Origin of the sequence: Micromonospora sp. DT48 (genome assembly GCF_049844495.1) — a bacterium.
In the GTDB taxonomy this organism is placed as follows: domain Bacteria; phylum Actinomycetota; class Actinomycetes; order Mycobacteriales; family Micromonosporaceae; genus Micromonospora.
Window position 1 is genome coordinate 85,078 of record NZ_JBNCLE010000011.1, and the last position, 24,162, is coordinate 109,239.

Sequence of the window (24,162 nt, forward strand, 5' to 3'; positions counted from 1 at the left end):
GGATTACCAGGTGATGGGTCCGGGGTACCTGAGAACTGAACCTTCGTTAAGTGTCAATCCGGGCGCGTGGGAGGCTCTGGTGACAGCGCAAGAGACGGTTGAGCACAAGTACGTCTACGACTTCGCCGAGGGCAACAAGGACCTCAAGGACCTGCTCGGCGGCAAGGGAGCGAACCTGGCCGAGATGACCAATCTCGGCCTGCCGGTGCCGCCCGGCTTCACCATCACCACCGAGGCGTGCAAGGCATACCTCGCCACCGGTGCGGAACCGGCCGGACTGGCCGAGCAGATCGCCAACCACCTCGCGTCGCTGGAGCGGGCGATGGGCCGCCGCCTCGGTGACCCGGACGACCCGCTGCTGGTCTCCGTACGCTCCGGGGCGAAGTTCTCGATGCCCGGAATGATGGAGACCGTGCTCAACGTCGGGCTCAACGACCGCTCGGTGGTGGGCCTGGCGGCGCAGGCGGGAGGCAACGAACGGTTCGCCTGGGACTCCTACCGGCGGCTGATCCAGATGTTCGGCAAGACGGTCTGCGACGTGCCGGGTGAGGAGTTCGAGCACGCGCTCGACGAGGCCAAGCACGCCCGGGGCACCACCGACGACCTCGACCTCGACGCGGGTGACCTGCGCGAGCTGGTCGACGCGTACAAGAAGATCTTCAGCAAGCACACCGGGCGGGACTTCCCGCAGGAGCCGCGCGAGCAGCTGGACCTGGCGGTACGCGCGGTGTTCGACTCGTGGAACGCGGAGCGGGCGGTGGTCTACCGCCGTCAGGAGCGCATCCCGGCCGACCTCGGCACCGCGGTGAACGTGGTGGCGATGGTCTTCGGCAATCTCGGGGCCGACTCCGGCACCGGCGTCGCCTTCACCCGCGACCCGGCCAGCGGCGCCCAGGGCATCTACGGCGACTACCTGGCCAACGCGCAGGGCGAGGACGTCGTCGCCGGTATCCGCAACACCGTGCCGTTGCAGGAGCTGGAGCGGATTGACAAGAAGTCCTACGACGAACTGCTCGACTACATGGCCCGGCTGGAACGGCACTACCGGGACCTGTGTGACATCGAGTTCACCATCGAGCGCGGCAAGCTGTGGATGCTCCAGACCCGGGTCGGCAAGCGCACCGCCGCCGCCGCGTTCGTCATCGCCGGTCAGCTGGTCGACGAGGGCCTGATCGACCTCGACGAGGCGCTGCACCGGGTCAACGGCGCCCAACTCGCCCAGCTGATGTTCCCGCGCTTCCAGCTCGACCACGAGTTCCAGCCGGTCGCCACCGGCATCGGTGCCTCGCCGGGCGCGGCCGTCGGCAAGGTGGTGTTCACCTCGGCCCGCGCGGTCGAGCTGGCCGCCGAGGGCGAGGCCGTGATCCTGGTCCGCCGGGAGACCAACCCGGACGACCTCAACGGCATGATCGCCGCCAGGGGCATCCTCACCTCACGAGGCGGCAAGACCAGCCACGCCGCCGTGGTGGCCCGGGGGATGGGCAAGACCTGCGTCTCCGGCGCGGACGAGTTGACCATCGACGTGCCGAAGCGGCGCTTCATGGTGGCCGGGCAGACGGTCGGCGAGGGCGACGTCGTCTCCATCGACGGCACCACCGGCAAGGTGTACCTGGGCGAGGTGCCGGTCAGCCCGTCGGAGGTGGTGCGCTACTTCGAGGGCGAGGTCGACCCGGAGGCCACCGACGACGCCCTGGTCAAGGCGGTGCACCGGATCATGTCGTACGCCGACGCCAGCCGACGCCTGGCGGTGCGCACCAACGCCGACACGGCCGCCGACGCGGCCCGCGCCCGGCGGTTCGGCGCCGAGGGCATCGGCCTGTGCCGCACCGAGCACATGTTCCTCGGTGACCGCCGCGAACTGGTGGAACGGCTGATCCTGGCCCGCGATCCGGCGGAACGCGACGAGGCGCTGGCCGCACTGCTGCCGTTGCAGCGGGCGGACTTCGTGGAGATCTTCCGGGAGATGGACGGGCTGCCGGTCACCGTACGGTTGATCGACCCGCCGCTGCACGAGTTCCTGCCGCCGTTGGAGCAGCTCGCGGTCAACGTGGCGGTCGCCCAGGAACGCGGCGAGGACGTCGCCAAGGAGGAGGCGCTGCTCGCGGCGGTACGCCGGATGCACGAGGAGAACCCGATGCTCGGGCTGCGCGGCGTACGCCTGGGGCTGGTCATCCCCGGTCTCTTCGCGATGCAGGTCCGGGCGATCACCGAGGCCGCCGTGGAGTGCGCCCGCCAGGGGATCCGGTCCTGCCCGGAGATCATGGTCCCGCTGGTCGGCGCGGTCCAGGAGTTGGAGACGGTACGCGCCGAGGCCGAACGGATCATCGCCGAGGTGGTCGGCGGCAGCGAGGTGGACGTGCTGATCGGCACGATGATCGAGGTGCCCCGGGCCGCGCTGACCGCCGGGCAGATCGCCGAGGCCGCCGAGTTCTTCTCCTTCGGCACCAACGACCTGACCCAGATGGGCTGGGGTTTCTCCCGCGACGACGTGGAAGGGGCCTTCTTCTGGCGCTACCTGGAACTGGGCATCTTCGGCATCTCGCCGTTCGAGTCCATCGACGCCGACGGCATCGGCAGGCTGGTACGCATCGCCGCCGAGGAGGGCCGGGCGGCCCGTCCGGGGCTCAAGATCGGTGTGTGCGGCGAGCACGGCGGTGACCCGGACTCGGTGCACTTCTTCCACTCCGTCGGGCTGGACTACGTCTCCTGCTCACCGTTCCGGGTGCCGGTCGCACGGCTGGAGGCCGGCCGGGCCACGGTGGTCACCACCGGCTCCGACAGCCGCTGACCACACGCCCCGCCCCCTGGGGTTCCCCAGGCGGCGAACGTCGGGGATGGTGCTGTGTCGAGCCGCCGTGCGGCAGCACCTCCCCGACGTTGGGTGGTCAGATCGGAGGGCGACGCCACGAGGTGGACGGTTCGCGGCGGGGACGTTGGTTCGGCATCGTGGCCATGGGCGTACGCACCGCCAGCGGGGCGTGCGGATCCGGCTGCTGGGGCAGCAGCGTCGGACGCCGACAGGAGGCGAGGGCCGGGCCGGCGCGGCGGACCACACCACGGGCCTCCTCGCGCAGAGCCGCCAGATCGGCTCCGGGGTTGGCGACCAGGGTCAGCAGCGCGTCCCGCCCGGCCGGATAGGTCACCACGCAACCGGCTGCGGTGTGCACCACGGACTCGTGGAACTCACCCTGCCGTACGGTCGCCGCCATCCGGTGCCCGAGGCCGAAGCTGGCTGCGGCCAGCGCCGCCAGGTGGGTGGCGTCGGTCGCGGGCAGGTCGCTGGAGATGAGCAGGCCGTCGGTGCCGGCGAGGACCATGCCGGCGACCTCGGGACGGCGTCGGCGCAGCCCGCGTAGTTCGGTACCCATCATCGTTTCCGCGTTCACGAGCGTGTCTCTCCCACCGGTCGTGTCTCCGCCGCAACAGTGACGTTCCGCGATGGCGACGCTACCCGTGGATGTCGACAAGTGCGATCCTCTCACCGTCGGCAATCGGGCGACAACTCTCGTCTGATCGGAGGATGTGGACCCGCCGGGCCCACGTCGTCGGCGCGCCGAACCCGCGCTGCGGGCGTAACCTGACTTCGCCCATGGACCGTCTTTCGCGAAGGGGTGGCCGGATGGAATCGCGTGCCGAGTTGTCGAAGGCTGTCGGTGCCACGGCGGTGTCCGCATGACCAGCGTGTGGGAGAGCCTGACCGTCGACGCCCGCGATCCGGGCCGGCTGGCCCGCTGGTGGGCCGAGGCGCTCGGGTACCAGGTGGTCCAGGAACGACCGGACGAGGTGGAGATCCGGCAGAGCGTCGACCGGTTGCCCGGCATCGTCTTCGTGCCGGTGACCGGCGTCAAGGAGGGCAAGAACCGGCTGCACCTCGACCTGCGTCCGACCAACCGGGAGGCCGAGGTGGAACGGCTGGTCGACATGGGTGCCCGGCACGTCGACATCGGCCAGGACGGTGATGACTGGACGGTGCTGGCCGACCCGGAGGGCAACGAGTTCTGCGTCCTACGGCAGCGTGGAGATTGACCGCTGCCTCCGGTGAGCCGGACGCGGCGCGTCGGGTGGCGGAGCCGGTCAAGGACTCGGAGCACGGTCGGTCGCCGTACGAGCGGGACCGGGCGCGGGTGCTGCACTCGGCGGCGTTCCGGCGGCTGGCCGCTAAGACCCAGGTGCACACGGCCGGCACCGACGACTTCCTGCGTACCCGGCTGACCCACTCGCTGGAGGTGGCCCAGATCGCCCGGGAGATGGGTGCCCGGCTGGGCTGCGATCCGGACGTGGTGGACACCGCCGGCCTGGCCCACGACCTCGGTCACCCGCCGTTCGGGCACAACGGGGAGAGTGCGCTCGACGAGTTGGCCGCCGACTGCGGCGGGTTCGAGGGCAACGCGCAGACGCTGCGCGTGCTGACCCGACTGGAGGCCAAGGTGTACGCCCCGGACGGGACGTCCGTCGGGCTGAACCTGACCCGCGCCTCGCTCGACGCGGTCGGCAAGTACCCGTGGACCCGGCAACCCGGTCGGCGCAAGTTCGGGGTGTACGCCGACGACCTGCCCGCCTTCGCCTGGGTCCGGCAGGGTGCCCCGGCCGGGGAGCGGCGGTGCCTGGAGGCGCAGGTCATGGACTGGGCGGACGACGTGGCGTACTCGGTGCACGACGTCGAGGACGGCATCCACGGCGGATACCTGACGCTGGAGCCGCTGCTCGCCGACGCCGACGAGCGGCGGGCGCTCTGCGCCGACGTCGCCGCCGTCTACTCGACCGAGCCGCCCGACTACCTGGGGCAGGCGCTGGCCGAACTGCTCGCCGACCCGCTGCTCGCCCCGCTGGTCGGCTACGACGGCAGCCACCGGGCCCAGGCCGCGCTCAAGGCGACCACCAGCGCGCTGACCGGTCGGTTCGTGGCGACCGCCGTCGCCGCCACCACCGAGCGGTTCGGCCCGGGACCACATCGACGGTACGCGGCCGACCTGGTCGTGCCCCGGCCGTTGCGTGCCCGGTGTGCCCTGCTCAAGGGGATCGCCCTGCGGTACGTGATGCGCCGACCCGGCGCACAGGGCCGTTACCGGCGACAGCGGGAGATCGTCGCCGGGCTGGTGGCGACCCTGGCCGCGCGGGCACCGGAAGCGCTCGACCCGGTGTTCGCCCCGCTGTGGCGGGACGCACCCGACGACGCCGCGCGGCTGCGGGTGGTGATCGACCAGGTGGCCTCGCTGACCGACCCGGCCGCCGTGGCCTGGCACGATCGCCTGATCGGGAACTGACCCGGACGGGGTCGACAGGCGAGGCGCTACTGAGGTTAGCCTAACCGAATGACGGATCGCCCGAAGAAGGTCACCTCCGCCCGCGTCCTGCGCACCTGGCGGCCCACGCCGCACGTGGTCCGGTTGGTGCTCGGCGGTGAGGAGCTGACCGGTCTGCCGATCGGCGAGTTCACCGACCACTACATAAAGATCGTCTTTCCGGTCGCCGGAGTCGACCACCCGCGCCCCCTCGACCTCGCCGCCATCCGCCGGGAGCTGCCCCGCGACCAGTGGCCCCGGCTGCGCGCCTACACGGTGCGTGCCTTCGACGCGGCGGCCGGGGAACTGACCGTCGACGTGGTGCACCACGGTGACGAGGGGCTGGCCGGCCCGTGGGCGGCGGCGCTGCGGCCCGGCGACGAGGTGCTGTTCGTCGGCCCGGGCGGGGCGTACGCGCCGAGCCCGGAGGCCGACTGGCACCTGCTGGCCGGTGACGAGAGCGCGCTGCCGGCGATCGCCGCGTCCCTGGCCCGTCTCCCGGTCGGTGCGCCCGCGTACGTCTTCGTCGAGGTCGACGGCCCGGCCGACGAGCAACCACTGCCCAGCCCCGGCGCGGTGCGACTGACCTGGCTGCACCGGGGCGCCCGCCCGGTGGGCGAGGCGTTGGTGGCCGCGGTGCGCGAGTTGGACTTCCCGTCCGGCACCGTGCACGCCTTCGTGCACGGCGAGGCGTCCTTCGTCCGCCAGTTGCGCCGGCTGCTGCGGGTGGACCGGTCGGTGCCCCGCGAGTGGCTGTCCATCTCCGGCTATTGGCGCAAGGGTTTCGACGACGAGGGCTGGCGGGCCACCAAGCCTGACTGGAATCGCCAGGTCGAGGCCGACGAACAGGCACGCGTCCCCGTGCCGCTCGCGTGACCGTCGCAGCGACAACCACCTCTTCGCCCCGCGCCTTGGATGTTAGGAAGGGCCCCTTCCTATACCGGAGGCGTTAACAAGGGGCCCTTCCTTGCGCTGGGGGCGGGCAGGGCAGGATGTAGGTCGAGGAGGTGGCGGTATGGCGGGGCGGATCCGGGACGAGGACATCGCGCTGGTCCGTGAGCGTACGTCCATCGCCGAGATCATCTCCGAGATGGTGACGCTCCGGTCGGCGGGTGGCGGCAACCTCAAGGGGCTCTGCCCCTTCCACGACGAGAAGAGTCCCTCGTTCAACGTCTCGCCCGCCCGTAACGTCTGGTACTGCTTCGGCTGCGGTGCCGGTGGCGATGCCATCAAGTTCCTGATGGATGCCGAGCACCTCAGCTTCGTCGAGGCGGTGGAGCGGCTCGCCGCCCGCGCCGGTCTGCAACTGCGGTACGTGGCGGACGACCGGTCCACGCCCCGGCCGAACCGCCCGCAGCAGGGGCAGCGGCAGCGGCTGGTCGCCGCGCACACCGCCGCCGTCGAGTTCTACACCGCGCAACTGGCCACCGCCGGTGCGCGTCCGGCCCGGGAGTTCCTGGCCGAGCGCGGTTTCGACCGGGCCGCCGCGCAGCGGTACGGCTGCGGGTTCGCCCCCGACGGGTGGGACCTGCTCACCAAGCACCTGCGGCAGCGCGGCTTCAGCCACGACGAGCTGGTCACCGCGGGGCTGTCCCGTCCGGCCCGCTCGGGCAGCCTGATCGACCGGTTCCGTCGTCGGCTGCTCTGGCCGATCCGGGACCTGACCGGCGACGTGGTCGGCTTCGGCGCGCGCAAGCTCTTCGCCGACGACGACGGCCCGAAGTACCTGAACACCCCCGAGACGCCGATCTACAAGAAGTCCCACGTGCTCTACGGCATCGACCAGGCCAAACGGGAGATCGCCAAGCAGGGGCGGGTGGTGGTGGTCGAGGGCTACACCGACGTGATGGCGTGCCACCTGGCCGGCGTACCGACCGCAGTGGCGACCTGCGGCACCGCGTTCGGCGCCGACCACATCGGCGTACTGCGGCGGCTGCTCCTGGACACCGACGCGGTCGCCGGTGAGATCATCTTTACCTTCGACGGGGACGCGGCCGGGCAGAAGGCCGCGCTGCGCGCCTTCGACGACGACCAGCGCTTCGTCGGGCGTACCTTCATCGCGGTCAGCCCCGACAACATGGACCCGTGCGAGCTGCGCCTGGCCAAGGGCGACCTGGCCGTGCGTGACCTGGTCGCCCGCCGTGAGCCGCTCGTCGACTTCGCGCTACGTCACGTGATCAGCCGGTACGACCTGGACACCGTGGACGGTCGGGTCGAGGCGATGCGGCGCGCCGCACCCCTGGTGGCGAAGCTCAAGGACCGGGAGAAGCGCCCGGAGTACGTCCGCAAGCTCGCCGGTGACCTCGGCATGGAGATCGAACCGGTGCAGCGGGCGGTGCAGGCCGCCGCCTCGGGTCGACCCGCCGACGGCCCGGCGGCCCGCCCCGCGCAGCGGACCGAGCCGAGTGTGGACAGCCCGCAGTCGATGGTCGAACGCGAGGCGTTGAAACTCGCCCTCCAGGAGCCGGTGCTGGCCGGTCCGATGTTCGACGCGGTCGAGGCCGGCGACTACCGGCACCCGGTGCACGTGGCCGTCCGGGCGGCGATCGCCGCAGCCGGTGGGGCCGCGGCGGCGGCCGGTGGCGCGGTGTGGATCGAATCGGTACGCGACGCCTGCGAGGATCTCGCCGCCCAGGCGTTGGTCGGCGAACTGGCCGTGGAGCCGCTGCGGATCGACGGCGAGCCGGATCCGCGCTACGTCTCGGTCACCATGGCCCGGTTGCAGTGGGGGTCGGTCACCGCGCGGATCCGGGAACTGAAGTCACGGATCCAGCGGATCAATCCGGTCAACAACAAGGACGAGTACTTCGCCGCCTTCGGTGAGCTGCTCTCGTTGGAGCAGCATGCCCGTGCCCTGCGCGAGCAGGCGGCGGGAGGGTTGTAGGGATGCCACTGTTCCGCCGCCGGCCGAAGCTGCCGCCAGCCGACCGGCCGCCGCTGGAGCGCGACGAACGGGTGCTGGCCTGGGCCGCCGCCGGCAACGGCGAGGGTGACGGGGTGGTCGTCGCCACCAACCTCGGGCTCTGGCTGCCGGGCCGGGGTCACCGGATCGGCTGGCACGACGTGGTCAAGGCCGTCTGGTCGGGCCGGGAACTGACCGTCACCGCGGGCGAGCAGGTCGCCGAACGGGACGGCTACCTGGTGGTCGCCGACCTGCCCGCCGAGCGGTACCTGCTGCTCGACCCGGGTGACCTGCCGCACCAGGTACGCGCCCGGGTCACCCGCTCCGTCGCGTACACCCAGCACCACGCCCTACCCGGGGGGTCGGGTCGGATCGTCGGTCGCCGGGTCTCCGGCCGCGACGGGCTGACCTGGATGGTGCACTACGACCCGGGTACCCCCATCGACGACCCCGACGTCCTCGCCGAGACCGACCGCCTCGTCGCCGCCGCCCGCACCGCCACCACCCCCGCCGACCTCTGAGAGCGTCGATCCGCGAGGACCGCCACGCGTGAGTAGGCCGATCGTGGACGGCCCCGTCACCGGAACCGTCCACGATCGTGGGACCGGTCAGCCGCCCTGGTAGTAGCGGGCGGCGCCCGGATGCAGGGGGATGGGGTCGGTGGTGGCGGCGGACTCCCGGTCGAAGTTGCGCGCCTCGGGGTGCGCCAGCGCCAGGTCGGCCTGGTAGGTGAAGAGCAGGCGGGTCAGGTCGTACGCCAGGTCGTCGGGCATCTCCGCGCTGACCAGGATCACGTTGGCGACGGTCACGGTCGGGGTGCCCGACGGTGTGTCGTAGGCGTCGCGGGGCAGTTCGCCGGTGGTGTAGACCGCGCCGTGCGTGGCGCTCAACGGCTCGATCAGGTCGGCCACCGGCAGCAGCCGGAACCGGCCCGGCGCGTTGGTGAGCAGGTCGGCGATGCCCGGCGTGGGTAGCCCGCCGGAGAAGAACATCGCGTCGAGGGTGCCGTTGCGCATCCGGGCCACCGTTTCCGGCAGGGACAGCCGGGCCCGGCGTACGTCCCGTTCCGGATCGAGACCGGCGGCGGCGAGCATCCGGGCGGCGATGACGTCGGTGCCGGACTTCGGCGATCCGGTGGAGACCCGTTTGCCGCGCAGCCCGGCGAGGTCGGTGATCTGCGCGTTGGCCCGGACGATCACGTGGGTGTAGTTGCTGTAGACCCGGGCCAGCGCGCGGACCGGTTGCGGACGGCCGTTGAACGCGCCGCGTCCGGCGACGGCGTCCGCCGCGGTGTCGGCCAGGCTGAAGGCGATCTCCATGTCCCCGTCGGCCAGCCGGGTGATGTTCTCACCGGAGGCCCCGGTCGGCTCGGCACGAGCCTCGTAGCCGGGCAGGTGACGGCTGATCACGTCGGCGTAGCCGCCACCGAGTTGGTAGTAGACCCCGGTGGTGTTGCCGGTGGCGAGGAAGATGCGCCCGTCGTGCCATGGACGCGACTCCGAGTCGCCCTCGGCGCCGCAGGCGGTGAGAAGCGCGACCGCCAGCAGCCCCGCCACCAACCGCCGACCCCGACTCATGCCGGTACCTGACCGGGTTGCTGATCCGCCCAGGAGCGGGCGGACGGTTCGAGAGCCTCGGCGACCCGCTGCACCAGCGTCGCCGTCTCGTACCCGATCTGGCCCAGGTCGCATCCGGCGGACGCCAGCACGCCGATCAGGGCACGGTCACCGACCGCCATCACCAGCAGCACACCGCCGTCCATGTCGACGATCTGCTGACGGACCCGACCGGCGGACATCAACCGGGCCGCGCCGATGGTCAGGCTGGCCAGGCCGCTGATCACGGCGGCGAGCTGGTCCGCCTGGTCGGTGGAGAGGTGCGGTGAAGCGGCCAGCCGCAGCCCGTCCCCGGATACGGCGAGGGCATGCGACACGTCCGGCACCTGCTCGGCGAAGTTCGCCAGGAGCCAGTCGAGGCCGGGGCTGCCGTTGGACGTCATCTAAGGTCTCCCGTTCGTCTGCTGGTTTCGTCGCATCGCGTGGGCCACTCCGGCGGAGAGCGCGGACAGCCGCGCGCGTACCACCTCGGGGTCGAGCAGGTCCGGCGCGGACTGCGGGGGCGGCACGTCGTGCAGTTCGGAGGCGAGGCCGCCGCCGCGTACCCGCCGGGGCAGGCCGACCGAGGTGGCCTCTGCGGGGCGGGCGGCACCGGGCCGCCAGTCCGACGCGGGCGCGGTGTGCGGCGCGACGTTCACCGGCGGCACAGGCGTCCAGGCGGTCGCGCCGTTGCCCACCACCGGCAACGTCATCGTCGGCGCCCGGTGCACGTCGAAGTGATCCACGGCGGCTGCCGCCGGAGCGGCCTGCCCGCCCCGGAACCAGGATTGCGCGGTCGGCGCGGTCGGGCGGCCGGTGACCTGCTCCACCCGGGTCAGCAACGCCTCGGGCACGTCGACCTGGGCCACCGTCCCGGCCCCGGCGCTGTGCAACCGCACCTGGATCCCGTGCCGGGCCGCCAGGTGCGCCACCACGTGCAGGCCCATGCTGCCGGCCGCCGCGCTGGAGAGCGCGGCCGGGGCGCGCAGCCGCTCGTTGATCTCGACCAGCCGGCTCTCGCCGATGCCGATGCCCTGGTCGTGTACGCGCAGGGTCAGCCCGTCGACGGTGCGTCGACCGTCCACATGCACCGGGGTGCGCGGCGGGGAGTACGAGGTGGCGTTCTCCAGCAACTCGGCCAGCAGGTGCACCAGGTTGCCGACCGCCGATCCCTGCACACCCGCGGTGGGCACGTCGATCTCGACGCGGGCGTACTCCTCGATCTCGGAGGCGGCACCACGGACGACGTCGGCCACCAGATGCGGCCCGTCCTGCGACCGGCCGGGCTCGCCGCCGGCGAGGACCAGCAGGTTCTCCCCGTTTCGTCGCATCCGGGCGGCGAGGTGGTCGAGGGCGAAGAGTCGGGCCAGCGCGTCCGGATCCGTCTCCTCCTGCTCGAACTCGTCGAGCAGCCGCAACTGCCGGGTGATCAGCGTTCGGATCCGGCGGGCCAGGGCCTCGACCATCCGGGTCACGTCCATCCGCAGTTCGGCCTGCTCACCGGCGAGCCGCAGCGCCGCCCGGTTGACGGTGTCGAACGCCTCGGCCACCTGGGCGATCTCGTCGCGTCCACGGCTGATCCCGGCGGTGAGCTGCGAAGCCGAACTCTCGGGCGGCCTGCTGTCGCCGGTGGAGATGGCGGTGATCCGCTCGGGTAGTTCCCGATGTGCCATCGCCAGCGCCGCCACCCGCAGTCGGCGTAGCCGACGGCTGGTGCGTACCGCCAGCAGCGCGGCGGTGACCAGCGAGACCAGGGCCAGCGCGGCGGTGGAACCACCGGTGACCAGCGCTCGTTGACGTGCGTCGGCGGCCAGTTCGGCGGCGCGCCTGTCGAGTTCGTCGGAGAGGTCCCGGCCGAGCAGGTTGAACCGGCGGATGGCACCGCTCTGGGCGACGTACCAGGCATCGCCGTCGGCGGCGAGCGCGGCCGGTTCGCTGTCGGCGTTCAACGCGCTGTCGCGCATCCGCCGCGCGGTGGAGACGTCACCACCGGCGATCAGCCGCGTGTACGCGTCGGTGGCGCGTTCCCCGGCGATCCGCGAGAACTCGGCCTGGCGCTGCTCCTGCGCCCCGCGTAGCCGACCCAACCGGGCCAGCTCGCCCTGGACCAGCTCACCTCGAACGAAGATGGCCCGCAGCAGGTCACGTTCCAGCGACGCCAGGTGCTCCTGGGCCGTGATCGCGGCCACCTCACGGGCCCGGTTGGCCAGCTCGGGATCGCGTAGCTGGGCGGGGAGCGCGTCGGCGACGGCGAGCAGCGACTCCACGAGTGCCACATACGTACCGTCGGCGTTGTCGGTGGTGAGCGCCACCGACCGGGCCTCGTCGAGCTGGTCGAGGTGCTCGGTGACCTCGTCGAGGGCGCGGCCGAGGTCCGGCGCGGTGCGGCGGGCCTCGGAACTGGCGTTCTGGTAGCGCACGCTGGCCTCGTCGACCCGCCGCCGCTGGGCGTCGACCAACTGGCGACCGGAGGTACCACCGCGCTGACGGAGGGCGGCCGTCTCGCCGAGTTCCCGTTCCAGCTCGTGCACCAACGAGACGGTGGTGGTGGCGGTGCCCGCCAGCACCCGGGCCCGTTCGGCGTCGGTGGAGGCGGCCAGCGCGTCACCGGTCTGGATGGCACCCAGCACGAGCAGACCGGCGGTGGCGATCAGGATGGGTGCGAGCAGTTGGGTACGCACAGACCACAACCGGTCCGTGTGACCGGACGGACGGTTGTGGCGGCGTACGCGAGCCAGCGAGGGCAGCGGCACGGGGGGCTCCCGAGGTCTGGGCGGCCGGGCCGGGTGCTGACCCGACCCGGCCGCTGGTGGTTCAGCTCGCGCCGAGGTCCTGCAACGCCTTGGCCGCGCCCCGGTGCAGACCGACCGGGTCGGTCTTGCGGGCGGTGTCCAGGGCGATGCCCTTGGCCGCGGGGTTGGCCTGGGCCAGTGCCTCGCGCTTCTCGAACACGGTCCGAGTGATGGCGCAGGCCACGTTGGCGTCGAGGTCCTTGCGGACGAGCAGAACGTTCGGGACCACGATGGTCGGGGTGTCCGCCTCGGTGGAGTACACGTCCTTGCCGATCGTGCCGGCCTGGTACGCGGGGTTCAGCTCACTCATCTTGGGCAGCAGCGGGGTGACGTCGATGAACTTCACCTTGTCACCGGCGGTGGTGAACAGGTCGGTGACGCCGCCGGTGGGCAGGCCGCCGGACCAGAAGAAGCCGTCCACGACGCCGTCCTTGACGCCTTCCACGGTCTTGACGAGGTCGAGTCGCTGGGCCTGGACGTCGGTGGCCGGGTCCAACCCGGCGGCCTCCAGCAGCCGGTGCGCGATGACCTCGGTGCCGGACTTGGGGGAGCCCGTCGAGATCTTCTTGCCGCGCATGTCGGCCACCGAGTTGATCCCCGAGTCGGCCCGGACGACCACCTGGGTGTAGTTGTCGTAGATCCGGGCCAACGCCTCCACCGGCTGCGGGGCGGAGAAGCTGCCCTTGCCCTGCACCGCGTTGACGGCGGTGTCGAACAGCGAGAACGCCACGTCGTACTGGCCGCCGACGAGCTGTTCGATGTTCTGGACCGACGCTCCGGTCTCGGCCGCCGTGCCGGTCAACCGACCGCCGGTGCTGTCCGAGAGCTGGCTGGCCAGGGCGTTGCCGACCACGTAGTAGACGCCGGTGGCGTTACCGGTGGCGATGCCCACCCGGGTGTTCTCGGCCACCTCACAGGTGACGGCACTCGCGGTGTCGTCCGTGGCGGCGGCACCCTGCCGGCCTCCGCATCCGGCGGTGCCGACGGCGACGAGGGCGAGGACTCCCACCCCGGCCACGAGCCGCACGTTGATCCGTCCCACGCTGTCTCCTTCCTGGTTCATGCCGGTGATCCGGCTCGCGTCCCGCCGGAGGAGCCGGCGAATCCGCGTCGTACGTAGACACCCACCGCCATGACGCCGGCCAGCACGGCGCCGATCGCGACGGGGACGGGTTGCAGCCAGAGCAGCGTCAAGCCGGCGACCGCACCGACCACGCGTTCCGGCACACCGGCCGGGCCGACGCCGGGCAGCCATCCGCCGGCCGCGACGGCGAGCACCGCGACGCTGAGGGCGGTGACCCCGGCGGCGACGAGGATGCGCCGTGGACCACCGATGCCGAGCAGGCCGAGCCCGGTCGGGGTGACCACGAACGCCAGCGGGATCAGGTACGCCGGCAGCGCGTACCGCAGGGTGTGCCACATGGTCGGCACCAGTCGCCCGCCGGTGACCGCGGCGGCGGCGACGGCGGCGAGCGCGGTCGGTGGCGACACCTCGGACAGCACCGCGAAGTAGAAGACGAACATGGCGGCGGCGGGAGCGGTGACCCCGAGGTCGAGCAGCGCCGGTCCGATGATCACCCAGCCGATCACGAACGACGCGGTTACCGGGATGGCCAGCCCGAGCAGGCTGAGCGCGACGGCGGCGAGCAGGGCGGTCAGGGCGAGCACCACGGCCGGCTCGGAGCTGGCCGCGCTCGCGGCACTGACCAGGAGCGCCGCGGCCTGCGGCCCGAGGCCGGTCTTGGTGGTGGTGGCGGTGATGATGCCGGCCGCCGCGCAGACGACGGTGACCGCGAGGACTCCGCGTACGCCGTTGGAGAGCGCGGCGACCAGCCGGGCCGGGGTGAGTCGGTGGGACCGGTCCAGGAAGGACAGGACGACCGCGAGCAGGGTGGCCAGCACCACCGCGCGGGTGGCCGACAGCCCGATGGCGAGCAGCCCGACGATGGCGAACAGGCTGGCGAAGTGATAGCCGGAACGGGCCAGCAGCCGCCAGACGGAGCTGGCCTCAAGGGCCGCCGGCCGCACCCCGGAGCGGCGCGCATCGATCTCCACCGAGAGCACGATGCCGAGGTAGTAGAGGATCGTCGGCACCGTCGCCCAGCCGAGCACCTCCAGGTAGGACACGCCGAGGTACTCGGCGATGATGAAGGCTGCCGCGCCGAGCGTCGGCGGGGACAGGATGGCGCCCACGCCGGCCGCGGCGAGCATCCCCCCGGCCCGTTCCGCCGGATACCCGGCCCGGCGCAGGATCGGCCAGGTGACCGCGCCGATGCTCACGGTGGTGGCCGCGCCGGAGCCGGACACGGTACCGAGCAGGAAGCCGGAGGCCACGGCGGTGCGACCGGCGGCGGTACGCGAGCGCCGGAACGCCGCTGCGGACAGGTTCACGAAGAAGCGCCCGGCACCGGAGAGGTCGAGCACCGCCCCGTAGATGGTGAACAGCACGATGTACGTGGCGGCCACGTCCAGTGGGGTGCCGTAGAAGCCGCTGTCGGAGTTGTAGAAGGCGTCGACCAGCTGCCCGAAGTCCAGCCCGGCGTGGGCCACCGCCCAGCTCTGCGGCAGCAGCCCGCCGTAGTAGCCGTAGCCGAGGAAGACCACGCAGACGGCGGGCAGGATCCATCCGGTGGTGCGCCGGCAGCCCTCCAACAGCAGGAGCAGCAGCACGGTGCCCATCGCCACGTCCATCCCGACCAGCAGTCCCTGCCGGTCGAGGAAGGCGTCGTAGCCGCCGCCACCGCCGGCCAGGGCGACCGGCAGCACCGGGTACAGGCAGGCGGCCAGCGCCGCGACGGCCAACAGCCAGTCGATCCGGCTGGGGCCGCTGCCGGACCCGGTGGTGTCGAGGTCAGGCGTCGCCGGAGCCCGACCGGTGACCAGCGCCCGCAGGCGGCGCGGCAGCCGCAGGTCGGCCGGGTAGGCGAGGAAGACCAACGGGAGTACGCCGGCCAGGAAGAAGATCAGGTAGTACTTGCTGCCCTGCGCCAGCGGACGGAACACCTGCCAGAGCGCGAGCAGGCCGATCACCAGCGTGGCAGCGGTCAGGACGACGGCGACCGGCCCGGTCAGCACCCGGCCGGGCTTCTCGTCCTCGAACCGGCTGGCGAGTTCGCGCGGGTCGATGGAAGCTGGAGCGGGCCGGTCGGCGGGTAGGTCCGCCTCCGCCACTCGGCCGTGTCCGCCGCGCTCAGGTCCGGAATCATCGGTGAATCGGATAGGCGACACGAGGGGGGACGATACGCGAATCGACTCCGCGTTGGGGGGCATTGTCAGGCATCGCTTCGTTGAGTGACTTCGCATTCCCTGGGAACTACTCGCGTCAATGATTAAGGGCGACCCCCGTGATCGGCCTGAATGCGCCGATAGGGGCGGTGCGGGGGCGCGGATGGAACCCGCAGAGTGATGTCTGCTATGCCGAGATAAATACTGCTTTGGTCCGAATTAGGTCGGGGACGAAAATCCCCCGCCATGACTACGCTCCGTATGCGAAAACACGGTGGGTGGTTCGACGAATCGCCAGGGTCGCGGTGGTGCCGACGACGCTCGCCCGATCGTCAGGCCGCTTCCGGGTGCGCCGTTGGCCGTTCCGTGACCTTGTCGGGCGTGCGCGGACCATTCCCGTGGTGTACGTATTCGGCCCGCAATCGTTGGTCTGACGGAAAGGCTGAAGGTGCATTTCCCACAATCGGGGAATGAACCTTGAATCAGTGCGGGGTGGCGGCGATCTGCTCGGCGGCAGCGGGCGACGGCGGAGACACCGCGACGGTGACGGTTCGAGCGACCGACGGGGGGTTACTCGATGTCCCTGGCTGGGCATGTGTCCTGGACCAGCACCGCGAGCGGAACCGAGGGGAGGGGGCGATGGCCTCCGAGGAGTCTTCCCGTCCTGACCGGCGTGACCCGGCGCGGGAGTCCGCGTCCATCGGGCGGCGGGACGCCTCGGGCGCGGACGGCGCGTCACCGGGGACGGTCGACGACGACGCGCCGTCGCATCCGGGTCGGCTCTCCCGCCGCGAGTGGGCGGCGGCGATGCGCCGGACGGTGCGCGAGTTCGGCGACGACAGCCTGACCGACTGGGCCGCCGCGCTCACCTACTACGGGGTGCTCTCCATCTTCCCGGGCCTGCTGGTGCTGGTCTCGCTGGTCGGGCTGCTCGGCCCGACGGCCACCCGGACGGTACGGGACACCGTCGCGGAGTCGGTTCCGGAGCAGAACATCCGGCAGATCCTCGACGCCGCCATCGAGCAGGCCCAGCAGAGTGGGGGACTGGCCGGCGTCGCCGCGATCATCGGTCTGCTCGCCGCCTTCTGGTCGGCCTCCGGTTACATCGCCGCCTTCATGCGCGCCTCGAACGCGATCTACGACGTGCCGGAGGGTCGGCCGATCTGGAAGACCCTGCCGATCCGGGTGGGCGTCACCGCGGTGATCGGCGTGCTGCTGCTGGCCAGCGCGGTGATCGTGGTCTTCACCGGGCGCCTCGCCGAGCAGGTCGGTGGCGCGCTCGGGGTGGGGCGTACGGCGGTGACGGTGTGGGACATCGCCAAGTGGCCGGTGCTGCTGGTCCTGGTCGGCCTGATGTTCGCCATCCTCTACTGGGCGTCGCCGAACGCGCGGCAGGGCGGCTTCCGCTGGGTGAGCCCCGGTGGGATCCTGGCGGTGCTGATCTGGCTGCTGGTCTCCGGCCTGTTCGCGTTCTACGTCGGCAACTTCGGCTCGTACAACAAGACCTACGGGGCGCTGGCCGGGGTGATCATCTTCCTGGTCTGGCTCTGGTTGAGCAACATCGCGATTCTGTTCGGCGCGGAGTTCGACGCCGAGTTGGCACGGGCGCGGGCGATCAGCGGTGGGCTCCGGCCGATCGACCGGGAGCCCTACGTCGAGTTGCGCGACGACCGCAAGCTGCGCACGAAGGGTGGTGAATCGCCTTCTCAGTGACCTTCCGGGAGCATCTCCATCTAACTAGCTGCTGAGTGCCGTCGAAACTTTTGCTAAACCAAGCGAAAGTTGTCGCGAAGGCGGCCTAAGCTCTGGACAGCGCGGCTTGAAGCCTCCTACTGTGTCGGGCACCACGCATCGACAGTTCGTCAATGCGTACATCCCCGGTGGGAGAGGTGAGCCGTGCCCAACGCCGACCCCCTGCACGTCCGGCTGCTGCGGTTGTTACGCGACGAGGGAGCGCTGTCGCGGGCCGAACTCGCCGACCGGTTGGAGATGCCCCGGCCCCGGCTCCTCGCCGAGCTGGAACGACTGGTCGCCCTGGGCTACGTGGCGGAGGCGGGCAAGGCGGCCTCCCGGGGCGGACGACGGTCGACGCTTGTCGAGTTGAGTCCACAGTTGCGCTTCGCGGCCGTCGACCTCGGCGCCAGCTCGATCGACGTCGAGGTGGTCAACGGCAGGCTGGAGCCGGTGGCGGCGTACGCGGAGGCGGCCGACATCCGGTCCGGCCCGAAGGCGATCCTCCAGCGGGTCAACGAGCTGCTGCACAAGGCCCGGGTCGACGGGGTCTACGAACGACTCGACGCGGTCGGCATCGGGGTGCCCGGTCCGGTCAGCTTCCGCGACGGGGTGCCGGTCTCGCCACCGATCATGCCCGGCTGGGACCGCTTCCCCGTCCGTGAGCTGCTGACCCGAGAGCACGGCTGCCCCTCGGTGGTCGACAACGACGTGAACATCATGGCCATCGGCGAGCGGCACGGCGGGGTGGCCCACTCGGTCGACGACTTCCTCTTCGTCAAGATCGGCACCGGCATCGGCTGCGGGATCTACCTCAGCGGCGACGTCTACCGGGGCATCGACGGCTGTGCCGGCGACATCGGCCACATCCAGGTCGATCCACACGGGCCGGTCTGCTCCTGCGGCAACGCCGGATGCCTGGAGGCGATCTTCAGTGGCGCGGCACTGGCCAAGGACGCCACCTCCGCCGCGCGGGCCGGCACCTCTCCCGCCCTGGCCGAACGGCTGGAGGTCAACGGCGAGGTCACCGCCGTCGACGTCGCCGCCGGTGCCCTCGAAGGGGACCTGACCTGCATCCAGCTGATCCGGGAGGGGGGCCGACGGCTCGGCGGCGTGCTCGCCGGACTGGTCAGCTTCACCAACCCCTCGATGATCGTGATCGGCGGTGGGCTCGCCCAACTGGGGCACGTCCTGCTCGCCGAGATCCGCAGTGTCGTGTACCGCCGATCGCTGCCGCTGGCCACCGGCAACCTGCCGGTGGTCCTCTCCGAACTCGGTCCACGGGCCGGTGTGGCCGGCGCGGCCGTGCTCGCCAGCGACCTGGCCTTCGGGGAGGCGGCGTGAGCGGGCACGACGCGACGAACGAGGCGACCATCGGCGAGGTGGTGCTGCGCCTGACCGACGTGGTCAAGACCTTCCCGGGCGTACGCGCCCTGGACGGGGTGCAGCTGGAGGTGCGGGCGGGCGAGGTGCACTGCCTGCTCGGGCAGAACGGTGCCGGCAAGTCCACGCTGATCAAGGTGCTCGCCGGGGTGCACCGGCCGGACTCGGGGCGCGTGGAATGGCGTGGTGAGCCGGTCAGCTTCGCCAACCCGCAGGCCGCGATGCGCAGCGGGATCGCCACCATCTACCAGGAACTCGACCTGGTCGAGGACCTCTCCGTGGCGGAGAACGCCTTCCTGGGGCACGAGCCGCGTCGGTTCGGGTTCATCCGCCGGGGCCACATGGCCCGCCGGACCCGTGAGATCCTCGGCCGGCTCGGCCACGCCGAGATCCCACCGGGACGGATGGTGCGGGCGCTGCCGGCGGCCGGCAAACAGGTGGTCAGCATGGCGCGGGCGCTGTCCCACGAGGCCCGGCTGATCATCATGGACGAGCCGAGCGCGGTGCTCGCCCATGACGAGGTGGGAAACCTCTTCCGGATCGTGCGGGAACTGACCGCCCAGGGCATCGCGGTCATCTACATCTCGCACCGGTTGGAGGAGATCCGCGAGATCGGCGACCGGGTGACCGTACTCAAGGACGGCCGGACCACCGCGGCGAACCTGCCGGCCCGCGAGACCCCGACCAGCGACCTGGTCTCCCGGATGACCGGCCGGACCATCGAGTACGTCTTCCCGGACCGTCCCGCCGGGACCGAGGTCGGCGGCGAGCTGCTCCAGGTCGAGGGGTTGACCCGCGCCGGTGAGTTCGCCGACGTGTCGCTGACCGTCCGAGCCGGAGAGATCGTCGGCATCGCGGGCCTGGTGGGCTCCGGCCGCTCCGAGGTGCTGGAGACGATCTACGGCGCGCGGACGGCCGAGGCCGGTTCGGTGCGGATGGCGGGCCGGGAACTGCGGCCGGGCAGCGTGGGCGCGGCGGTGCGGGCCGGCATGGGCATGGCCCCCGAGGAGCGCAAGAGCCAGGCGTTGCTGCTCGGTGAGCCGATCTACCGCAACGTCACCCTCGCCACCTTCGGGCGCTACGCCCGCTTCGGCTTCACCAACGCGTCCCGGGAACGGGCGGAGGCCGACCGGATCGCCGAGGACCTGGAGATGCGCCCGCGTGACGTCCGGCGGGCGGTGGGCACCCTCTCCGGCGGTAACCAGCAGAAGGTGGTGGTCGGTCGCTGGCTGCTCGGCGACACGAAGCTGCTGCTGCTCGACGAACCCACCCGAGGGGTGGACGTCGGGGCCCGGGCCGAGCTGTACCAGGTGATCCGGCAGCTCGCGGCCCAGGGGGTCGGGGTGCTCCTGGTCTCCAGCGAGGTACCCGAGGTGCTCGGCCTGGCCGACCGGGTGCTGGTGATGCGGGAGGGACGGGTCGTCCGTACGGCCCCGGCCGGCGAACTCGACGAGAACACCGTGCTCGACCTCGTCATGGCGGGGTCTCTGATGGAAGGCGCACCGGCATGAGCCAGGGTACGCAACCTACTGCCACGCAGCCGCCACCGGTTGACCCGGCCGAGACCGCGACGGTCGGCCACCGGACGCCGACCGCCACCGGCCGGCTCTCCTGGTGGCACGGTGACGGTGGCGAGGGTGCCAAGCGGAACCTCGCCCTGATCGGGGTGCTGTTGGCCCTCTTCGTGATCGGCGCGGCCACCCGCTCCGACCTGTACTCCAACCCGGACTGGGTCTGGGCGAACATGCTCAGCATCCTCAAGCTCGCCTCGGTGGTCGGCGTGGTCACCGTCGGGATGACCTTCGTGATCATCGGGGGTGGTATCGACCTGTCGGTCGGCGCGATCGTGGCGCTGGCCGGGGTCTGGTGCACCACGGTGGCGACCCAGAACTTCGGCGCCGGTGGGATGATCTTCACCGCGATCGTCGTCGGGGTGGCGGTCGGCCTGGTCAACGGGACACTCATCGCGTACGGGCGGCTGGTGCCGTTCATCGCGACGCTGGCCATGCTGGTCGCCGCTCGGGGCTTGGCCGCCGAGATCTCCGACAAGCAGACCCAGATCTCGCACAACGGCACCATCAACGGCATCGCCAGCACCAACCTGCTCGGCATCCCGCTGCTGGTCTACATCCTGGCCGCCGTGGTCGCCGCGGGTTGGGTGCTGCTCAACCGCACGACCTTCGGTCGGCGCACCGTCGCCGTCGGCGGCAACCCGGAGGCCGCCCGGTTGGCGGGCATCAACGTCAAGCTGCACACCCTGCTGCTGTACGCGCTGTCCGGGCTGTGCTGCGGCATCGCCGCCATCATGCTCACCGCCCAGGCCACCTCGGCCCAGGCGGCGATGGCGAACCTCTACGAGCTGGACGCGATCGCCGCCGTGATCATCGGAGGCACGCTGCTCAGCGGCGGGCGGGGCACCATCGTCGGCTCCCTGCTCGGTGTGATCATCTTCGCCACCATCACCAACCTCTTCGCCATCAACGGCCTCTCCACCGAGGCGCAGAACATGGTCAAGGGCGGCATCATCGTCGCCGCCGTCCTGATCCAGCAGGTCCAGTTCGGCAGCATCACCCAGTTCTTCCGCCGTAACCGACTCACCACGAGCTGAACACACGCACCGCAGGCCACCCGGGCAACCGAGGGTGGCTGGGCTTCGCACACCCAAAATCCCCACCACGTGAATAACCAGGAGGTCGTCATGACCCAGCACAGTCGCGACATGTCGCGGCGCCGGCTGCTCTTCGGCGGGGCGGCCGTCGGAGCCGGCGTCCTGCTCGCGGGTTGCACCAGCAACGAGCAGACACCGACCGATGCGCAGACCAAGGCGGCCGACGGCAACGCCAACGCCGAACCGGGCAAGCAGGTGACCATCGGCTTCTCCGCTCCGGCCGCCGACCACGGCTGGATCGCCGCCATCACCAACAACGCCAAGGCGCAGGCCGCCGCGTACTCCGATGTGGAGTTCAAGACGGTCGAGGCGGGCGCGGACGCGGCGGCCCAGCGGGCGGCGCTGTCGACCCTGATCTCCCAGAAGCCGGACGTGATCGTGCTGCTGCCGCACGACGGCAAGGAGCTGAACTCCTTCGGCCTGGAGGCGATGCAGGCCGGTATCCCGGTGGTCAACCTGGACCGGGCCTTCCCGGACGCCAAGGCGTACCGGTTGCAGATCAAGGGCGACAACTACGGCATGGGCGTCTCGGCGGCCACCTTCATCGCCGAGCAGCTGAAGGCCAAGGGCGTCAGCAACCCGGTGATCGCCGAGATCGCCGGAATCGACTCGCTGGAGCTGACCCAGGAGCGGACCCAGGGCTTCAACGACACCCTCGCCCAGCACGGCTTCAAGGTGACCAACCGGCGCGCCGCCGAGTTCACCGCGGACACCGGGCAGCGGGAGGCGGCCCAGCTGCTCCAGGCGCTGCCGAAGATCGACGCGATCTGGAACCACGACGACGACCAGGGCATCGGTGTGCTGGCCGCGATCAGCCAGGCCAACCGCAGCGAGTTCTTCATGGTCGGTGGCGCGGGATCGAAGAAGGCCATGGAGGACATCCAGGCCGACAACACGGTGTTGAAGGCCACGGTGACCTACAGCCCGTCGATGGCCTCCTCGGCGATTTCGCTGGCCCGCCTCATCGGCCAGGGCAGGGGCATGTCCGATCTGGTGGAACTCCAGGTTCCCAAGGAGATCGTCCTCGCCTCGGAAACGATCACCAAGGAGAACGCGGGCGACTACCTCAAGCTCGGGTTCTGACACAACGGGGGGAGACCCACTTTGTCCACGACAAACAACGAACTGCGGGTCGGGATGGTCGGCTACGCGTTCATGGGCGCCGCGCACTCGCAGGCATGGCGGACCGTGAACCGGGTGTACGACCTGCCGGCGCGGGCCCGGATGGCGCTCGTCTGCGGCCGGGACGCCGGGAAGGTGGCCGAGGCCGCCGACCGGCTCGGCTGGGAGGGCCACACGACGGACTGGCGGGAACTGGTGAACCGGCCGGACATCGACGTGGTCGACATCTGCACGCCGGGTGACAGCCACGCCGAGATCGCACTGGCCGCGCTCGCCGCGGGCAAGCACGTGTTGTGCGAGAAGCCGTTGGCCAACACCGTCGCCGAGGCCCGGGAGATGGCTGCCGCGGCGGCCACCGCCCAGGCCGGCGGGGCGCGGTCGATGTGTGGTTTCAACTACCGGCGGGTGCCCGCAGTGGCGCTGATGCGTCAGCTGGTCGCCGACGGGCGGCTCGGCGAGATCCGGCACGTCCGGGCCACCTACCTGCAGGACTGGATCGTGGACCCGCAGTTCCCCCTGGTCTGGCGGCTCCGTAAGGAGGTGTCGGGCTCCGGTGCGCTGGGTGACATCGGTGCGCACATCATCGACCTGACCCAGTACGTCACCGGGCAGCGGATCAGTGGTGTCAGCGCGGTCACCGAGACCTTCGTCAAGCAGCGGCCACTGCCGACCGAGTCGAGCGGACTCGCGGCGCAGGCGGACGGTGCCGGTGCCGCCACCGGCGAGGTCACCGTCGACGATGCGGCGATCTTCGTGGCTCGGCTCGACGGCGGGGCGCTGGCCACGTACGAGGCGACTCGGTTCGCCACCGGCCGCAAGAACGCCCTCCGCGTGGAGATCAACGGATCGTTGGGCAGTGTCGCCTTCGACCTGGAACGTCTCAACGAGCTGGAGTTCCTCGACGCCACCCGCCCCGCCGCCGAGCAGGGCTTCAACCGGATCCTGGTGACCGAGGCAGACCACCCGTACCTGTCGGCCTGGTGGCCGCCGGGACACATCATCGGGTACGAGCACTCCTTCACCCACCAGATGCGCGACTTCATCGAGGCGGTGGCGACCGGGGTCGACCCGTCACCCTCCTTCGCCGAGGCGTTGCAGGTGCAACTGGTGCTGGACGCGGTTATCCGCTCGGCCGAGCAGGGCTCCTCCTGGGCCGAGGTGGAGCCGTCGCTGGCGACGGCCACCGCCTGAACCACCTCCGGAGCCGACCGGCGAGGGACGGCCACGGTTGCGCCCCGTGGCCGGTACGGGTCGGATCCGGAGGTCGTGTCCACGGGCCACCCGGTCCGGCGGCACGAGCAATGCGGTTCCTCCGGTGCCGCCGGACCGGGATTCCCCGGCAGCACCGGAGGGCCGCCGCCCACTGACCAGTTCATCGACCAACGGTCCACCAGGGACTCCCGCCGTCAGGCGGACCGCGTCCGACGAGTCGTCCGGTCGGGACACTGTCGTCCCGATCGGG

General features: G+C 71.3%; 18 protein-coding genes. 12 read left to right on the forward strand and 6 right to left on the reverse strand.

The genetic code is table 11. The features are described 5' to 3' along the window. Window positions 1-79 precede the first annotated feature (79 nt). Window positions 80-2,788, forward strand: coding sequence for a pyruvate, phosphate dikinase (gene ppdK, locus ACLQ2S_RS15160; protein WP_425701880.1), 2,709 nt, complete (start codon window positions 80-82; stop codon window positions 2,786-2,788). A 97-nt stretch (window positions 2,789-2,885) separates the two neighbouring features. On the opposite strand, the gene ACLQ2S_RS15165 is transcribed toward ppdK, so the two are convergent. Next, window positions 2,886-3,386 carry a roadblock/LC7 domain-containing protein gene (locus ACLQ2S_RS15165; protein ID WP_309223624.1) on the reverse strand — a complete coding sequence of 167 codons (501 nt, stop codon included), beginning with the start codon at window positions 3,384-3,386 and terminating at the stop codon, window positions 2,886-2,888. Window positions 3,387-3,672: 286 nt separating this feature from the next. Here ACLQ2S_RS15165 and ACLQ2S_RS15170 point away from each other — a divergent pair, with 286 nt between their 5' ends. The 5 genes from ACLQ2S_RS15170 to ACLQ2S_RS15190 all read left to right on the forward strand — a co-directional run bounded on the left by ACLQ2S_RS15170 (window position 3,673) and on the right by ACLQ2S_RS15190 (window position 8,705). Further along, entirely contained in the window at window positions 3,673-4,026 is a 354-nt protein-coding gene (locus ACLQ2S_RS15170) for a VOC family protein (protein ID WP_155220712.1), read from the forward strand. Continuing rightward, on the forward strand, window positions 4,023-5,264 hold the full coding sequence (locus tag ACLQ2S_RS15175) for a deoxyguanosinetriphosphate triphosphohydrolase (RefSeq protein WP_425701881.1): 1,242 nt from the start codon (window positions 4,023-4,025) through the stop codon (window positions 5,262-5,264). The genes ACLQ2S_RS15170 and ACLQ2S_RS15175 overlap by 4 nt, the downstream gene beginning before the upstream one ends. Window positions 5,265-5,312: 48 nt before the next feature. Continuing rightward, window positions 5,313-6,158, forward strand: coding sequence for a siderophore-interacting protein (locus ACLQ2S_RS15180; RefSeq protein ID WP_155220708.1), 846 nt, complete (start codon window positions 5,313-5,315; stop codon window positions 6,156-6,158). A 139-nt stretch (window positions 6,159-6,297) separates the two neighbouring features. Then, window positions 6,298-8,166, forward strand: a complete 1,869-nt coding sequence (gene dnaG, locus ACLQ2S_RS15185; protein WP_425701882.1) for a DNA primase — start codon at window positions 6,298-6,300, stop codon at window positions 8,164-8,166. A gap of 2 nt (window positions 8,167-8,168) precedes the next feature. Beyond that, the gene (locus ACLQ2S_RS15190; RefSeq protein WP_155220704.1) at window positions 8,169-8,705 is read left to right on the forward strand and encodes a hypothetical protein; all 537 of its coding nucleotides are present in this window, start codon (window positions 8,169-8,171) and stop codon (window positions 8,703-8,705) included. An 87-nt stretch (window positions 8,706-8,792) separates the two neighbouring features. Here the strand turns inward: ACLQ2S_RS15190 and ACLQ2S_RS15195 are convergent, their stop codons facing one another. The 5 genes from ACLQ2S_RS15195 to ACLQ2S_RS15215 all read right to left on the reverse strand — a co-directional run bounded on the left by ACLQ2S_RS15195 (window position 8,793) and on the right by ACLQ2S_RS15215 (window position 15,742). Continuing rightward, a complete protein-coding gene (locus ACLQ2S_RS15195; protein ID WP_155220702.1) occupies window positions 8,793-9,761 on the reverse strand; it encodes a TAXI family TRAP transporter solute-binding subunit in 969 nt (322 codons plus the stop codon). Beyond that, the gene (locus ACLQ2S_RS15200; RefSeq protein WP_155220700.1) at window positions 9,758-10,183 is read right to left on the reverse strand and encodes a roadblock/LC7 domain-containing protein; all 426 of its coding nucleotides are present in this window, start codon (window positions 10,181-10,183) and stop codon (window positions 9,758-9,760) included. The genes ACLQ2S_RS15195 and ACLQ2S_RS15200 overlap by 4 nt, the downstream gene beginning before the upstream one ends. Beyond that, window positions 10,184-12,532 carry a nitrate- and nitrite sensing domain-containing protein gene (locus ACLQ2S_RS15205; RefSeq protein WP_425701883.1) on the reverse strand — a complete coding sequence of 783 codons (2,349 nt, stop codon included), beginning with the start codon at window positions 12,530-12,532 and terminating at the stop codon, window positions 10,184-10,186. A gap of 61 nt (window positions 12,533-12,593) precedes the next feature. Further along, a complete protein-coding gene (locus ACLQ2S_RS15210) occupies window positions 12,594-13,613 on the reverse strand; it encodes a TAXI family TRAP transporter solute-binding subunit (protein WP_425701884.1) in 1,020 nt (339 codons plus the stop codon). Between the two features lie 17 nt (window positions 13,614-13,630). Continuing rightward, a complete protein-coding gene (locus ACLQ2S_RS15215) occupies window positions 13,631-15,742 on the reverse strand; it encodes a TRAP transporter permease (protein ID WP_425701885.1) in 2,112 nt (703 codons plus the stop codon). Between the two features lie 693 nt (window positions 15,743-16,435). On the opposite strand from ACLQ2S_RS15215, the gene ACLQ2S_RS15220 reads away from it, so the two are divergent. The 6 genes from ACLQ2S_RS15220 to ACLQ2S_RS15245 all read left to right on the forward strand — a co-directional run bounded on the left by ACLQ2S_RS15220 (window position 16,436) and on the right by ACLQ2S_RS15245 (window position 23,891). Continuing rightward, a complete protein-coding gene (locus ACLQ2S_RS15220; RefSeq protein WP_155220694.1) occupies window positions 16,436-17,509 on the forward strand; it encodes a YihY/virulence factor BrkB family protein in 1,074 nt (357 codons plus the stop codon). 183 nt (window positions 17,510-17,692) lie between these two features. Beyond that, window positions 17,693-18,871: an ROK family transcriptional regulator gene (locus tag ACLQ2S_RS15225; RefSeq protein WP_309223620.1), complete on the forward strand. Its 1,179-nt coding sequence runs from the start codon at window positions 17,693-17,695 to the stop codon at window positions 18,869-18,871. Beyond that, window positions 18,868-20,421 (forward strand): sugar ABC transporter ATP-binding protein, encoded by a 1,554-nt coding sequence (locus ACLQ2S_RS15230; protein WP_425701886.1) that lies wholly within the window; start codon window positions 18,868-18,870, stop codon window positions 20,419-20,421. Before ACLQ2S_RS15225 ends, ACLQ2S_RS15230 begins: the two co-directional genes overlap by 4 nt. After that, a complete protein-coding gene (locus ACLQ2S_RS15235; RefSeq protein WP_155220692.1) occupies window positions 20,418-21,518 on the forward strand; it encodes an ABC transporter permease in 1,101 nt (366 codons plus the stop codon). Before ACLQ2S_RS15230 ends, ACLQ2S_RS15235 begins: the two co-directional genes overlap by 4 nt. Window positions 21,519-21,608: 90 nt before the next feature. After that, window positions 21,609-22,661, forward strand: a complete 1,053-nt coding sequence (locus ACLQ2S_RS15240) for a substrate-binding domain-containing protein (protein ID WP_155220690.1) — start codon at window positions 21,609-21,611, stop codon at window positions 22,659-22,661. Between the two features lie 54 nt (window positions 22,662-22,715). Then, window positions 22,716-23,891, forward strand: coding sequence for a Gfo/Idh/MocA family protein (locus tag ACLQ2S_RS15245; protein ID WP_375335361.1), 1,176 nt, complete (start codon window positions 22,716-22,718; stop codon window positions 23,889-23,891). Window positions 23,892-24,162 lie beyond the last annotated feature (271 nt).